Annotated in this window: 15 protein-coding genes; 10 read left to right on the plus strand and 5 right to left on the minus strand. The window is 64.4% G+C overall.

Translation table 11 applies throughout. From position 1 onward, the window contains the following. Positions 1 to 37 precede the first annotated feature (37 nt). Positions 38 to 1,243, plus strand: coding sequence for a tetracycline resistance MFS efflux pump (locus tag RA21_RS18090; RefSeq protein ID WP_039151550.1), 1,206 nt, complete (start codon positions 38 to 40; stop codon positions 1,241 to 1,243). 107 nt (positions 1,244 to 1,350) lie between these two features. Here RA21_RS18090 and RA21_RS18095 read toward each other — a convergent pair whose 3' ends face one another. Continuing rightward, positions 1,351 to 2,313: an acetyl-CoA carboxylase carboxyltransferase subunit alpha gene (locus RA21_RS18095; RefSeq protein WP_019294958.1), complete on the minus strand. Its 963-nt coding sequence runs from the start codon at positions 2,311 to 2,313 to the stop codon at positions 1,351 to 1,353. A 126-nt stretch (positions 2,314 to 2,439) separates the two neighbouring features. Here RA21_RS18095 and RA21_RS18100 point away from each other — a divergent pair, with 126 nt between their 5' ends. After that, a complete protein-coding gene (locus RA21_RS18100; RefSeq protein ID WP_039151552.1) occupies positions 2,440 to 3,273 on the plus strand; it encodes an AraC family transcriptional regulator in 834 nt (277 codons plus the stop codon). A gap of 88 nt (positions 3,274 to 3,361) precedes the next feature. Here the strand turns inward: RA21_RS18100 and RA21_RS18105 are convergent, their stop codons facing one another. Further along, entirely contained in the window at positions 3,362 to 3,958 is a 597-nt protein-coding gene (locus RA21_RS18105) for a LysE family translocator (protein ID WP_029204689.1), read from the minus strand. Positions 3,959 to 4,031: 73 nt separating this feature from the next. Between RA21_RS18105 and RA21_RS18110 the strand changes: the two genes are divergently transcribed. Then, positions 4,032 to 4,484, plus strand: coding sequence for an Lrp/AsnC family transcriptional regulator (locus RA21_RS18110; RefSeq protein ID WP_039151554.1), 453 nt, complete (start codon positions 4,032 to 4,034; stop codon positions 4,482 to 4,484). Between the two features lie 437 nt (positions 4,485 to 4,921). Here RA21_RS18110 and RA21_RS18115 read toward each other — a convergent pair whose 3' ends face one another. Next, a complete protein-coding gene (locus RA21_RS18115; protein ID WP_039151573.1) occupies positions 4,922 to 5,536 on the minus strand; it encodes a hypothetical protein in 615 nt (204 codons plus the stop codon). 67 nt (positions 5,537 to 5,603) lie between these two features. After that, complete coding sequence (locus RA21_RS18120) at positions 5,604 to 6,563, minus strand: L-malyl-CoA/beta-methylmalyl-CoA lyase (protein ID WP_039151556.1); 960 nt, start codon at positions 6,561 to 6,563, stop codon at positions 5,604 to 5,606. A 174-nt stretch (positions 6,564 to 6,737) separates the two neighbouring features. Here RA21_RS18120 and RA21_RS18125 point away from each other — a divergent pair, with 174 nt between their 5' ends. The 6 genes from RA21_RS18125 (at position 6,738) to RA21_RS18150 (ending at position 12,678) form a co-directional block, all read left to right on the plus strand. Then, positions 6,738 to 8,009 (plus strand): MFS transporter, encoded by a 1,272-nt coding sequence (locus RA21_RS18125; RefSeq protein ID WP_039151575.1) that lies wholly within the window; start codon positions 6,738 to 6,740, stop codon positions 8,007 to 8,009. Between the two features lie 110 nt (positions 8,010 to 8,119). Next, the gene (gene dgcN, locus RA21_RS18130; protein WP_039151558.1) at positions 8,120 to 9,121 is read left to right on the plus strand and encodes an N-acetyltransferase DgcN; all 1,002 of its coding nucleotides are present in this window, start codon (positions 8,120 to 8,122) and stop codon (positions 9,119 to 9,121) included. A gap of 153 nt (positions 9,122 to 9,274) precedes the next feature. After that, positions 9,275 to 10,240 (plus strand): N-acetyl-D-Glu racemase DgcA, encoded by a 966-nt coding sequence (gene dgcA / locus RA21_RS18135; RefSeq protein WP_039151560.1) that lies wholly within the window; start codon positions 9,275 to 9,277, stop codon positions 10,238 to 10,240. Positions 10,241 to 10,250: 10 nt separating this feature from the next. Continuing rightward, on the plus strand, positions 10,251 to 11,111 hold the full coding sequence (locus RA21_RS18140; protein ID WP_039151562.1) for a D-amino-acid transaminase: 861 nt from the start codon (positions 10,251 to 10,253) through the stop codon (positions 11,109 to 11,111). Between the two features lie 323 nt (positions 11,112 to 11,434). Continuing rightward, positions 11,435 to 11,671: a hypothetical protein gene (locus tag RA21_RS18145; RefSeq protein ID WP_019294968.1), complete on the plus strand. Its 237-nt coding sequence runs from the start codon at positions 11,435 to 11,437 to the stop codon at positions 11,669 to 11,671. A 170-nt stretch (positions 11,672 to 11,841) separates the two neighbouring features. After that, the gene (locus RA21_RS18150; protein ID WP_019294969.1) at positions 11,842 to 12,678 is read left to right on the plus strand and encodes an alpha/beta hydrolase family esterase; all 837 of its coding nucleotides are present in this window, start codon (positions 11,842 to 11,844) and stop codon (positions 12,676 to 12,678) included. A gap of 34 nt (positions 12,679 to 12,712) precedes the next feature. Here RA21_RS18150 and RA21_RS18155 read toward each other — a convergent pair whose 3' ends face one another. Continuing rightward, positions 12,713 to 13,540, minus strand: coding sequence for a dienelactone hydrolase family protein (locus tag RA21_RS18155; protein WP_039151564.1), 828 nt, complete (start codon positions 13,538 to 13,540; stop codon positions 12,713 to 12,715). A gap of 73 nt (positions 13,541 to 13,613) precedes the next feature. Between RA21_RS18155 and RA21_RS18160 the strand changes: the two genes are divergently transcribed. Beyond that, on the plus strand, positions 13,614 to 14,102 hold the full coding sequence (locus RA21_RS18160) for a winged helix-turn-helix transcriptional regulator (protein WP_241483525.1): 489 nt from the start codon (positions 13,614 to 13,616) through the stop codon (positions 14,100 to 14,102). Positions 14,103 to 14,154: the final 52 nt, after the last annotated feature.

A 14,154-nucleotide genomic window follows, 5' to 3' on the forward strand; every position in this document is an offset into this window, starting at 1 on the left:
GACTTGCTTTTGCCCGGTCCCCGTCCGATAGGGCAGTATGTTCAAGAACCGTGCCATTACCTTCATTCTGATCACGCTGATGATTGATGCCATCGGCATCGGCATTGTGTTCCCGATCATGCCGGACCTGATGAACCGGGTCGGAGCGGGCGGAACCGGGCAGGGGGCGTTTTGGGGCGGGCTGCTGATGGCCGCCTATTCAGGTGCGCTGTTTCTGTGCGGCCCCGTTGTCGGCAGCATCTCTGACTCGGCCGGGCGCAGGCCGGTGCTGATTGCTGCGCTTGCCATGCTGGCACTGGATTATGTGATCATGGCGCTTGCCGGCAGCTTCTGGCTGCTGCTGCTCGGGCGCACGCTCGCGGGGCTCGCCGGTGCAACCTACATCACCGCAACCGCCTATATTGCCGACATTTCCTCACCCCAGGAAAAGGCGGCGAACTTCGGCCTCATCGGCGCGGCTTTCGGGATCGGCTTCGTGCTGGGTCCGGCAATCGGCGGTCTCGCCGCGGAGATCAGCCTCGCGGCGCCGTTCTGGATCGCGGCAGGCTTGTCGGCGGCCAACGCACTGTTCGGGATACTCGTGCTGCCCGAAAGCCTGGCACCGGACAAGCGCCGCCCCTTCGGCAAGCGCGACCTCAATCCCTTCAAGTCGATCTTCGATGCCTTCCGCCTGCCGGGCCTTGCAGTGCCGCTGCTGTGCATCTTCATGTTCGAGTTTGCCAATATGGTCTACCCGACGATCTGGGCCTTCTGGACCCGCGAAGTGTTCGGCTGGCCGACTCTCTACATCGGCCTGTCACTGGCAGCCTACGGCGTGCTACTGGCGCTGGTTCAGGGCGGGCTGCTGCCCAACCTCATCAGGTGGTTCGGGGATTTCCCCACCCTGATGCTCGGGATGGCGTCTGCCCTGATTGGCATGATCGGCTTTGGCTTCACCGGATCTATTGCAGGATTGACGGTGTTCCTTGTGCTTGCTGCTCTTTCGGACCTGGTGCCGGCCCTGATGACGGCCATGGCTTCCAACCAGACAGATGAGGACCGTCAGGGCGTGGTGCAGGGCGTGATTGCGTCGCTGTCTTCGGTGGCTGCAATCCTGTCGCCGCTTGCGATGACCTCTCTGTTTCAGGCCTCCGTCGATGCGGATGGCCGCTATCTACCGGGCGCGCCCTTCCTGTTCGCGGCGGTTCTGGTCATCGCGATGATGCCCTTGGCGGTCCGCTTGAAAGGCCATGCCTCCACCTGACAGGGCCGTGACCAACCTGTTGGTTCAGCCCGCACGCACAACTCTCGGGCACAACAAAAAAACCCGGCCTCTCAGCCGGGTTATCTGTCTTTCGCTGATACCGGCGCTTACGCGGCCAGCCCCTTGGAGCCGATGGCGAGGAACTTCTGGCGCCGGTCCTTGACCAGCGCGGCAGAGTCCATGTCCTTCAGCTCATCCAGCATCTCCTGGATTGCGCCGCTAACGGATTTGATCGCCGCCTTCGGGTCACGGTGGGCGCCGCCCAGCGGTTCCGGGATGATCCGGTCGTTGACGCCCAGCTTGTTCAGGTCTTGTGCGGTCAGGCGCAGCGCCTCGGCGGCTTCGCGCATCTTCTCGGCGTCTTTCCACAGGATCGAGGCACAGCCTTCGGGCGAGATCACCGAATAGATCGAATGCTCCAGCATCGCCACACGGTTTGCCGTGGCAAAGGCCACCGCACCGCCGGATCCGCCTTCGCCGATGATGACTGAGATCAGCGGCACGCCGATCTTCAGGCACATCTCGGTCGAACGCGCAATCGCCTCGGACTGGCCGCGCTCCTCGGCGCCTTTGCCGGGGTAGGCGCCGGCAGTGTCCACCAGGGTGATCACCGGCAGCTTGAAGCGGCTGGCCATCTCCATCAGCCGGATCGCCTTGCGGTAGCCCTCAGGCCGCGCCATGCCGAAGTTGCGCTCGATGCGCGATTTGGTGTCGGACCCCTTCTCGTGGCCGATCACCACCACCGGCTGGTCGTTGAAGCGCGCAAGGCCTCCCATCACCGCCAGATCATCGGCAAAGTTCCGGTCGCCGGCCAGCGGCGTGTACTCAGTGAACAGCGCCTCGATGTAATCCTTGCAATGCGGGCGCTCCGGATGGCGCGCCACCTGGCACTTCCGCCAGGGCGTCAGATTCTTGTAGAGGTCCTGCAGCAGCTGGGCGGCCTTGGCGTCCAGCGCCTTGGCCTCATCCGCCACATCCATTTCCTCATTCGCGCGCGCCAGCGCCCGCAGCTCCTCCGCCTTGCCCTCGATTTCGGCCAGCGGTTTTTCGAATTCCAGATACTGGGTCATGTTGCCTCTGCTCTGCAGGTTTGCAGCTATATGGCCTTAGCTGCGCCAAGATGCAACTCAGCAAGATTTGTGATCTAGGCTTATGCCATCACCTGAGAGCAGAGAGACACGAAGGAGACGCCGCAAATGGCCGCCAGCTACGAAGACCGGATCCTGCGGGTTCTGGCCCATATCCATGATAACACGGATGGAGACCTGTCGCTGGACAGGCTGGCGGACGTGGCGGCGATGTCGCGGTTCCACTGGCACCGGGTGTTCCGCGCCCTGACGGGCGAAACCTGCGCCCAGGCGGTGCGCCGGATCCGGCTGCATAGGGCCGCGGTTTGGCTGGCGAAGGACGACATGCCTATCGCGCAGGTGGCCGCCCGCGCTGGCTACCCGAACCAGAACAGCTTCTCCCGCGCGTTCTCTGAGTCTTACGGCAGCAGCCCGGCAGCCTTTCGCCGCGACGGCCAGGTGCGGCTGCCCAACCCAGCCCTCAGAACAGGAAGCTATCCCATGTATGATGTGATCACCCGCACCGACCCCGCCCGCCGCCTGGCTGGCCTGCCGCACAAGGGCGCCTACCATGAAATCGGCAAAAGCTTCGAGGCCTTTGGCGCCATTTGCGAAACCCGCCAGCTGTGGCCGCATCTGGGCGCGGTGCTGGGGGTCTATTTCGACAGCCCCGACGAGGTGGCGGAGGCGGACCTGCGCAGCTTTGCCGGGGGAGAGTTCACCGGCGATGCGCTGCCGGAAGGCATGGAGGAAGTAAGCCTGCCCGGCGGCCGCGTCGCGGTGCTCACCTACAAGGGGCCGTATTCCGGCATCCACGCCGCCTATCACAGTCTGTTTGGCAACTGGCTGCCCGCCTCGAACGAAGAGCCGGCTGACCAGCCCTGCTACGAGGTCTATCTCAACAACCCCCGCGACACCGCGCCGGAGGATCTTCTGACCGAGATCTGCCTGCCCCTGAAATGACGTCCCGCCCGGCATCAGGCCGGGCAGCGCCCGTCCTCTTGTGCGGGGGCGGGCGCTCCTTCCCTTCAGGCTGGGAGTGCTGCTTGCGTTATTGCGGCCAGATCACCGGATAAAGCGAGGCCACCAGCAGCGCCGCCATGGTCCAGTTGAACAGCACCAGGCGGCGCGGGCTGGTCAGGAACCGCGCCATCTGCTGGCCCAGCACCGTCCAGGAGCCGACCGAGGGCAGGTTGATCGCGCCGAAAATCGCCCCCACCAGCAGGATTGCCGCCAGCGTCTGATCCGGCGTGTAGGCGCTGATGGCGGTCAGGGCCATCGCCCAGGCCTTGGGGTTCACCCATTGAAACGCCGCCGCCTGCAAAAACGTCATCGGACGGCCTTCCGCGCCTTTGGCCTGCACCGGTGCCGCATTGGCGATCTTCCACGCCAGCCACAGCAGATACACAACCGAAACCGCCTTCAGAACTGTGTAGCTGACCGGGAAGGCATCAAACACCTGCACCAGCCCGGCGCCGACCAGCAGCACCATGAACACGAACCCCAGCGCCACCCCCAGCATATGCGGGATGGTGCGGCGGAAGCCGAAATTGGCGCCCGAGGCCATCAGCATCAGGTTGTTTGGCCCCGGAGTGATCGAGGAGACAAAGGCGAAGAGCGCAAGCGCGGTGAGGAGTTCATAGGTCATGCGCAAAATCATTGCGCCAAACGCGCCAAATGAAATTGCGTTCTGCCATTACTTGCGCGTAATTTCACAACTAATGGCGAAAAATGACAAGATAAACCAGCAGATATTGCAGGAGCTCACCCGCGACGGCCGCATCAGCAATCTGGAACTGGCTGAGCGGGTGGGCCTGTCGCCCTCGGCCTGCCTGCGCCGGGTGCAGGAGCTGGAGCGCGCAGGCGTCATCACCGGCTACCGCGCGGTTCTGGACCGGCAGAAGCTGGGGGTGGGTTTTGCCACCTATATCGGCGTCGGTCTGGGCGAGCACACCAAGGAGGCGCAAGAGGCGTTTGAGCGTGCCATGGAGACGGCACCGGAGGTGGTGGAGTGCCACAATATCACCGGCACAATCGAATACCTGCTGCGAGTCGAATGCGCCGATCTGCCAAGCTACAAGAAGTTCCACACCGATATCCTCGGCACTTCACCTTATGTCACCGCGATCACCACCTATGTGGTGATGGGCTCGCCCAAGGACCTGCGGGCGTGAACTTTGGCTGAGGCTGGATTTTGAGTATTTGGGGAAAGATGAAAGGCTGATGCGCTTCATCTTTCCCCAAATACTCACTGCACTACGGTATCCACCGGCGCGCGGCTGCAGGTGTTGCGCACCCTGCGTACGCTGCTCTCACCGGATCTTAAGCCGCTTTTGGCAGTCTTGCTCCCGGTCGCGATCACCCGCCGGGGCTTGGCTCCCCGGCATCTTTGGAACCGGACCCCTGCCTGGCAGCGGGGCCGTGCAGAGACAACGTTTAGCACGCGGGCGGATACGCCCGTCCATCTCCGCCATTCTGGCGGCGCCGCCAGTCCATAACGCCTTCGCTGAAGCAGATAATGGATACAGGCAAAAACGGATCAGGCACACCGGCGGGGCAGGGGCCTTGGCCGGGAAAACCGCATGCCATGCCGCTGCTCGCCTCTCCTAGGTCAGGCGCCTGCCTTATGCTCCGCGAGCAAAGCCCGCACTGCAATCTCCGGAGAGGCAAGCACCGGCACCCGTGTCTGCTCTCGCAGCAGCTCAGCCGCCCCGGCCATCGAGGCCTGCGCCAGCACCACACAGCCAAAATCCATTGCCGCCAGGGCCTCGGCCACATCCTCTGCGATGGCAGCTGCAAAACCCGCTCCTTCTCCGGCCTCGAACAGCGGCCAGTGCCGGCCCAGCTCAAGGCAGGTAAGCTCCGGGTCACGCGCCCCGAAGGCGCGGCGCAGCAACGCTTCCGAAGGTTCGGCAGTGCTCTCCAGGCAATAGGCCATCAGCACCGGTCCGCCGGTGCGCGCCGCCTCCTGCATCATCGGCCAGTCGATGCGGATGGCGCCCGCGTCCTCCGCCGCCGGGCCAAGGGTGGTGCAGGTGCACAAGACCGGCCCGTCCGCCGCCGCGACCGCCGCGGCAATCTCTGCCTTCAGGCCCGCATCAATCCCGCCCTGTGCCCGCTCCAGCCAGTCGGGGCGCACCTGCTGATCCAGCGCCGCTTCAGGCGCCAGCGCGCGAAAGGTTTCGACATGCACCTCAGCCGTATGCAGCAAGGTCAAATCCGGCATCTCTTCCTCCAACTAAAAAAGGGCGCCCCTTGGGGACGCCCTCGAAACCTTCAATCACGGACCGGCGTCAGCTGCCCGCGATCAGTTCGGCCTGCGCCACAATCACCTCTGCCTGCTTGATCGAGGCGATGTCGACCAGACGGCCCTTGTAAACCGTGGCGCCAGCACCGGAGGCCTTGGCCTCTTCCATCGCCGCCAGGATTTCGCGGGCTTCCGCCACAGCCTCATCCGACGGGGTGAACACCTGGTTGGCCAGCGCGATCTGGCTGGGGTGGATGGCCCATTTGCCGACCATCCCCAGCGTCGCGGAGCGTTTCGCCTGCGCAATATAGCCGTCCTCGTCGGAGAAGTCGCCAAACGGCCCGTCCACCGGCAGGATGCCATGGGTGCGGCAGGCCGCGACGATCGCTGCCTGCGCCCAGTGCCAGGGGTCGGACCAGTGCTTCTGGCCCTCGCGGATCATGTAGTAGTTCTCCTGGGTGCCGCCGATGCCGGTGGTCTGCATCCCCATCGAGGCGGCGAAATCCGCAGCCCCGAGGCTCATCGCCTGCAGGCGGGGGGAGGATTTGGCAATGTCTTCAGCATGGGCGATGCCTGCCGCGGATTCGATGATCACCTCAAAGGAGACCGGCTTGGTGCGGCCCTTGGCGCGCTCAATCGCAGTGACCAGCGCATCCACCGCATAGACATCCTCGGCGCAGCCCACCTTGGGGATCATGATCTGGTCCAGTCGGTCACCGGCCTGCTCCAGAATGTCCACCACGTCGCGGTACCAGTACGGCGTGTCGAGCCCGTTGATCCGCACCGACAGATATTTTTTGCCCCAGTCCACGCTGTTGATCGCCTCGATCACATTGGCGCGGGCCTGATCCTTGTCATCCGGCGCCACCGAATCCTCCAGGTCGAGGTTGATGACATCTGCCGCCGAGGCCGCCATCTTCTCGAACAGCTTCACTTTGGAGCCGGGGCCGAACAGCTGGCAACGGTTGGGGCGCGCCGGGGCGGCGGGCTGGATGCGGAAGCTCATGGGGCAATCCTCCGAGTAATGACGTTTCAATTCTGCTGGGGTGAAGTGTTAGAAAGTTGCGTGAGCGTGTGCAAGGAAATTTTGCACATGCAGAAAGTGCCGCTGCGATGCGGCGCCGGAAACATTGCCGCAAACAGACGCGCACCCGACGGGCACCCGTGCGAGCACCCGGGCATGAAACGTGCATTTATTGAAAACTGGGCCCTGTTTCTGGGCATGCTGATGCTGATGGTGGCCAACGGGCTTCTGGTCACTCTGCTGACAATCCGGGGCGCGGGGCTTGGCTTCTCCGACCTCACCATTTCGATCATGCAGGCGGCCTATCCGGCTGGCGCCCTGCTGGGCACGGTGATGGCGCCGGGGATGGTGGCCAAGGTGGGCCATATCCGGGCGTTTTCGGCGCTTGCCTCGCTGGTGTCGATCTCGGCGATCCTGCATCTGCTGACCTCCGACCCCTATTCCTGGTCGGCGATGCGGTTCCTGGCCGGGGTCTGTTATCCCGGCATGTATGTGATCACCGAAAGCTGGCTGCAGGCAAAATCGGAAAACAAGAACCGGGCGCAGATCCTGTCGATCTACTTCATGATCTGGATGGCAGGCCCGGCCATCGGCACCGCGCTGGTGGCTCTGCCGGACCCTGGCGGCAATTTGCTGTTCGGGGCGGTGTCGATCCTGATCTCGCTGTCGATCGTGCCGCTGCTGCTGTCGGGCATCAAAGCTCCGGAGTATCAAGTGCCGGACCGGATGCCGGTGCGCAGGCTGTATCAAGTGTCGCCGATGGCGGTGCTGGGAAACCTGGTCAGCGCGACCGCCGTGGCGGGCTGGTTCATCGCGCTGCCGCTGTATGCGCTGTCGCGCGGCATGAGCCCGGCAGAGGCCTCTGGTGCGCTGGTGGTGGCGATGGTCGTGGGGGCAGTGGTGCAGTACCCGGTCGGCTGGATCAGCGACAAGACCGACCGGCGGCTGGTGCTGATGGGGCTCGGCGTCATCGGCGCCGCGGCCTGCCTGTGGATGCTGGCGACCCCCACACCGCAGGCGCTGGTGATCGGCTTTGCGGTGCTCGCGGGCGCCAGCCTGCCGATGTACGCGGTCTGCTCTGCCCATGCCAACGACCAGCTGAAACCCTCCCAGATCGTGCCGGCCAGCGGCGCGATGGTGTTCCTTTTGAACGTCGGCCAGTTTGGCGGCACGCTGGCGGCCCCAAATATGGTCAGCATTGCTGACGGAAATGGATTGCTGATCCTGCTTGCAGCCCTGTGTTTTATGGTCGCGGGGGTTGCTGCGCTGCGGCGGACGCAGGCCGATGCGCCAGAGGAAACCGGCTCCCAGCAGGCCATAGCGGTGCTTGGAGCGCCCCAAACCGGGGTGCTTCAGGCCGAATCTTGGCTGGAGGAGGAAAATAATGTCAGCAATGGTGACATACCGCGGGAATCTTCGGCAAATTGACAAAAGTGACGGATAATCTTGCGCTCCAGGCGCGCTGCGCAGCGGATTAGGCATGAACTTGTGCGGGAATCTCCGCAAACTCACCGGCAAGAGTGAAGAGGAAACCCGCCATGATCGAAACCCCTTATCTGCTGTTCCTGGGCGACGTGCCCGATATGCTGGCTGCCAAGGTTGCCATCGGCATCCGTGACTGGCGCCCCGACCACGCCGTCGGCCAGATCTCCCTGCCGGGCTGCGGTGCCGACCTGGGCTTGAAGGAGATGACCCTGGCCGAGGCCAAGGAAGCCGGCGCCAAGACGCTGGTGATTGGTGTTGCCAACCGCGGCGGCGTGATTTCCGACGCTTGGAAGGCAGTTCTGATCGAAGCGCTGGAAATGGGCTATGACCTGGCCTCCGGCCTGCACAACCTGCTGCGCGACGAAGGCGACCTGGTGGCCGCGGCCCAGACCCACGGCGGCACCCTGCACGACGTGCGCGTGCCCACCGTCGGCTACCCGATTGCCAACGGCAAGCCGCGCAGCGGCAAGCGCTGCCTGGCGGTTGGCACCGACTGCTCGGTCGGCAAGATGTACACCGCAATGGCGATGGACAACGAGATGCGCGAGCGCGGCATGAAGTCGACTTTCCGCGCCACTGGCCAGACCGGCATCCTGATCACCGGCCACGGCGTGCCGCTGGACGCGGTCATCGCCGACTTCATGGCGGGCTCCATCGAGTATCTGACCCCGGACAACGACGACGACCACTGGGACCTGATCGAAGGCCAGGGCTCGCTGTTCCACGTCTCCTACTCGGGCGTGACCATGGCGCTGGTGCACGGCGGCCAGCCGGATGCGCTGATCCTGTGCCACGAGCCGACCCGCACCCATATGCGCGGCCTGCCGGAATATGACGTGCCGACCCTGGAAGAGTTGCGCGACGTCGCCCTGCCGCTGGCACAGCGCGCCAACCCGGCCTGCCAGATCGTGGGCATCTCGGTGAACACCCAGCACCTGTCCGAGGATGAGGCGGTGAAGTACCTGGCCGAGGTCGAAGAGCGCATGGGCCTGCCCGCCGTCGACCCCTACCGCCACGGCGCCGGACGCCTGGTGGACGCGCTGGCCGCGGTCTGATCTAACAGCCCCCGCCGGAGGTGCTCAGGCGCAGCCTGGGAAGCCTCCGGCGGGAGTATTTTTTGGCAAGATGAAAGAGCAGGTGCCCCGGATGAAGGGCATCGTGCCAAGGCCCGCCGCGGTGCGCGCAGGGCCGCAGGAAAGGGCAGTTTCATGAACATCACCGTCACCCCGGACGTCTTCAAACTGGCGCAGGTCTTCACCATCTCTCGCGGCTCGCGCACCGAGGCCAAGGTGCTGACCGTGCGGGTGGAAAAGGACGGCGTCACCGGCTGGGGCGAATGCGTACCCTATGCCCGCTATAACGAGACGCTGGAGAGCGTGACTGCAGAGATCGAAGGGCTGCCTGCCGATTTCACCCGCGAAGAACTGCAATCGCTGCTGCCCGCCGGTGCCGCCCGCAACGCGGTTGACTGCGCGCTGTGGGATCTGGAGGCGAAACAGGCCGGTAAGCGCGTCTGGGAACTGGCAGGCTTGCCAGCGCCGGGGCCTGAGATCACCGCTTACACCCTTTCGCTGGATACGCCCGAAAAGATGCAAGCGCAGGCGGCAGAGAACGCTCACCGGCCGCTGTTGAAGATCAAACTCGGCACCCCGGACGACATGCCCCGCCTGGAAGCGGTCCGCGCCGGTGCGCCGGACGCCAAGATCATCATTGACGCCAACGAGGGCTGGTCGGCAGAAGTCTATGCCGAACTGGCGCCGCATTTGGTGCGCCTCGGCGTGGAACTGGTAGAGCAGCCCTTGCCCGCGGGTGAGGACGAGGCGCTGATCGGAATGGAGCGCCCGGTGCCGGTCTGCGCCGACGAAAGCTGCCATGACCGCGAGAGCCTGCCCAAGCTCAAGGGCAAATATGACGTGGTCAATATCAAGCTGGACAAGACCGGCGGCCTGACCGAGGCGCTGAAACTGCGCGCGCAGGCCTTGGCCGAGGGCTACCAGGTGATGGTCGGCTGCATGGTCGGATCTTCGCTGGCGATGGCGCCTGCGACGCTTGTGGCGCAGGGTGCGGCGGTTACGGATCTTGACGGTCCGCTGCTTCTGGCCGAAGACCGCGAGGAACCATTGTTGTTTGATGCCGAGGGCGTGCACCCGCCGAAACCGGCACTTTGGGGTTGAGGAGACCAAGATGACCCGTACCGTTTATGTGAATGGCGAATACCTGCCCGAGGGTGAAGCCAAGGTATCGATCTTTGACCGCGGCTTCCTGTTTGCCGATGCGGTTTATGAGGTGACTTCGGTCCTCGACGGCAAGCTGATCGACTTTGAAGGCCACGCCGTGCGCCTGGACCGCTCGCTGAAAGAGCTGGACATGGCGTCGCCCTGCTCCAAGGAGGAGCTCTTGGAGATCCACCGCAAGCTGGTGGAGCTGAACGGCATCGAAGAAGGGCTGGTTTACCTGCAGGTTTCCCGCGGCTCTGATGGCGACCGCGACTTTGTGTTCCCGTCCGAAGACACTCCGCCGAGCCTCGTGCTGTTCACCCAGAACAAGCCGGGTCTGGCTGACAGCCCGGCGGCGCAAAAGGGCGCCAAGATCATCTCGATCGAGGACATCCGCTGGGGCCGCCGCGACATCAAGACCGTGCAGCTGCTGTACCCGTCGATGGGCAAGATGATGGCCAAGAAGGCAGGCTGCGATGATGCCTGGCTGATCGAGGACGGCTATGTGACCGAGGGAACCTCCAACAACGCCTATTACGTCAAGAACGGCAAGATCGTGACCCGGCCGCTGTCCAATGATATCCTGCACGGCATCACCCGCGCCGCGGTGCTGCGTCTGGCGGCAGAGGCTCAGATGGAGATCGAGGAGCGTCTGTTCACCATCGAGGAAGCCAAGGAGGCGGATGAGGCCTTCACCACCTCCGCCAGCGCCTTTGTGATGCCGGTGGTCGAGATCGACGGCGTGCAGCTCGGCGACGGCATCCCCGGTCCGATCGCCAAGCGTCTGCGCGAGATCTACCTGGAGGAAAGCCGCAAGAAAGCCGTCTGAGGCTGCTTGCCGCACTGTTACGAAAGGCCGCCCTTCGGGGCGGTCTTTTTGTTCAAAAGAGAATCAATTCGGCTGTTCCGGGCCGTATGGCTGGTCCGGAAAGCGAGGCCTTGAAAGCAGTGAGACTGCGTATTTTCCAGCCTCTGGCAACAATAGGCGGCTGGCCGAACGACTGTCCCGGAAAACCCCTGCTTCGGCTCAGGATTTTAACTAATTTTACACAAAATGGCCCCGTCGCGTCAGGAATGCGGTAACCTGATTTCAGGTGATAGGAGCCGGCCAGGGGGGCCGCCAGCCAGAGCCGCAGACCGTGGAGGTGCCAGATGCAACAGTGTTATCAGCCAGAGATCGGGGAAGCCGTGAACAGCCAGGCCGCAGAGCCGAGCGACGCGGAAATTCTGGCCGCTGTCCGTCAGGTGCTGACCGCGGAAGTGGTGGAGCATCCCGACTATGCCGAGGCGCCTGCCAGCCGGGGGTGGCTGGCTGGCAAGCTCCTGGCGCGGGAACGTCCGGCCTCTGGTGCACTGGCCTCCCGGCTTCTGGGCCGCTTCCGCGGCTAGGCGCGCCATCGGGGGTGCGCGCCCTGCTGCGGACCGGTGGTCCAGGGAATTTAAGTAAGACATTTTGCAGCGGCCGCCCAGAACGGGCGGCCTTTTTCTTGTTCCTGTCAGCTGCAGCGCCTGCGGATTGTGCTAGCCTCGGTTCTGTACCGTATGGGGGAGGGGCGCAGATGCTGAGCCGGATATGGATGCTGCTGATAGCGGGGCTGCTGGCCGCGCCAACAGGAGCAGCGGAAGAGGCCGCGCCGTGCGGCGGGGAGACGCCATGCCCGATAGATGGCGGTGACTACCACTTGGCTTTGCCGGAGGGCTGGCAGGGCGGGCCGGCAGTGATGTTCCTGCATGGCTACGGCAGCAGCGGTGCCAAGGTGATTGCCAATACCGGGCTGGTGGGGGCTTTCAGCCGTCGCGGCTATGCGGTGATTGCCCCCAGCGGGCTGCCTTGGGCAGAGGGCAAACCCGCCGACTGGTCGGTGCGTGACGGCTGGAACACCTATCCGCGCCGTGACCTGGTATTCCTGCGCGATGTACTGGCGGATGCCACGGAGCGTGCCGGGGTAGAGCCGGACCAGCTGCTGCTGAGCGGTTTTTCCCGCGGCGGCTCTATGGTCTGGGATGCGGCCTGCCAGATGCCGGAGTTCGCAGCCGCCTATGTTCCGGTTTCCGGCGGCTTCTGGCTGCCAATGGTACGGGACTGCAAGGGGCCGGTGAAGCTGCTGCACATTCACGGGTTTACCGACAAGGTGGTGCCGCTGGAAGGCCGGGTAATTCAGGGCTCGGTGGCCGAGATCATACAGGCTGACATCTGGGAAGGTCTGCAGCTGTGGCGGCGCGAAAACAGCTGCCGCAGAAATGCTGCTGACCATCAGATCGAAGATGGCATCTGGCGCAAGCGCTGGGACTGTGAAGCCGGCGGGCTTGAGCTGATCCTGCACAAGGGCGGCCATGGCCTGCCCAAGGGATGGAGCACTATGGCGCTGGACTGGTTTGAAAGCCTGGAGCGCTGAGGCGGCGGGCGAGGCAGCGCCGCCGCCCGTTAGATCAGCTGCCTGCTGTTAGCCGTTGCCTGAAGAATGCCAGGATCTCATCCCGTGCGGTCAGGGTCGGGCTGCCTGCCTCATCCACCAAATGCGCGGTGACCACGCTGTGCGGGGTGGGGACGTGTTTGGCAAAGAACGGCGGCACTTCGGCAGCGGCGGCGCTGTCGGGCAGGGTGCGGGCGTCAAAGCGGTCGCCTAAGGCCTCCGCATAGGCGGCAAAGCGCTGTGCCTGGCAGAAGTCGTCACCCTGAAACCGGTAGGCCAGCACCGTGAGGTCCTCGCGCTCCAGCCGCTCACGCACGGCGGCCAGTTCCTCTGGCGGGCTTTCGACACCCGCCGGGTTGTCCAGCGGCAGAGAGGGCTGCGCCAGAACCGGAGCAAGCATGGCGGGCTCCAGCATCATCGACAGCGCAAAGTTGCCGGTGAAGCACATGCCGATGGCACCGGTGCCGGGACCGCCGCATTCCTCATGCGCAAGCCGTGCCAGCGCCCGCAGCCACTGGGTGACCGGGCTGGCGCCATTGCCCGCAAAGGCGCGGAATTCGGCGCTGACGCAGGCGCGGCGGAACACCTCTGCGCCGTCCTCTGCGGTGGCCACGGCGCCGTCCTTGCCGAACAGCGAGGGCATGTAGACAGTGAAGCCTGCATCACGCACCCAGCGGGCAAAGCGGGCCACATGCGGGCTGATCCCGGGCATTTCCGCCATCACGATAACCGCCGGGCCGTTGCCGGACACATGCACGGTTTTCTCCGCATCGTTGAGGGTGATTCGGCGCGGCTCGAAGTCTTCGAGCGTATCGTCGCGGTCCACCGGGCGCTGCTGGGTCATCGGGGCTGTCCTTTCGAATGCGAATCTGAGTCTAAATTTTGAACTCAGGTAGAAATCCCCTATCTGGGTCCGCATGTCAAACCCAGCTTCTGATTCCCGTGAAACCCTGCCCGCCGTCCGCCGCCGCGCCCTGGTGCCCAAGGAGCAGTGCCCGATGGCGCTGGCCGCCGAAATCCTCGGCGACCGCTGGACGCTCTTGATCCTGCGGGAGGCGTTTTATGGGGTGTGCCGCTATGACGACATGCGCGAAGACCTGAAGGCGCCGCGCTCGACGCTGACGGACCGGCTGAACAGCCTGGTGGCGCGCGGGGTGCTGGAGAAGCAGCCCTATCAGGAGGCGGGCGACCGGGTGCGCCAGGCCTATGTGCTGACCGAAGCCGGGCGCGGATTGGCGCTGACCTTTCTGGCGCTGGCGCAATGGGGGGAGGCGCATGTCACCGGCAGCGCGGCACCGGTCGGGGTGGTGGACCGGGAGAGCGGTGCGCCGCTGCGGGTGGGGCTGATGGATGCGGATGGCGCGCCGGTTGATCCAGCGCGCGCGGCCCTGCGGCTGAGAGGCTGAGGCTGCGGCCGACCCGGCTCTTTCACCTTTGGGCAAATACTCCGGGGTGAAT

It is taken from the genome of Leisingera sp. ANG-DT, from assembly GCF_000813785.1.
Taxonomy (GTDB): Bacteria; Pseudomonadota; Alphaproteobacteria; order Rhodobacterales; family Rhodobacteraceae; genus Leisingera.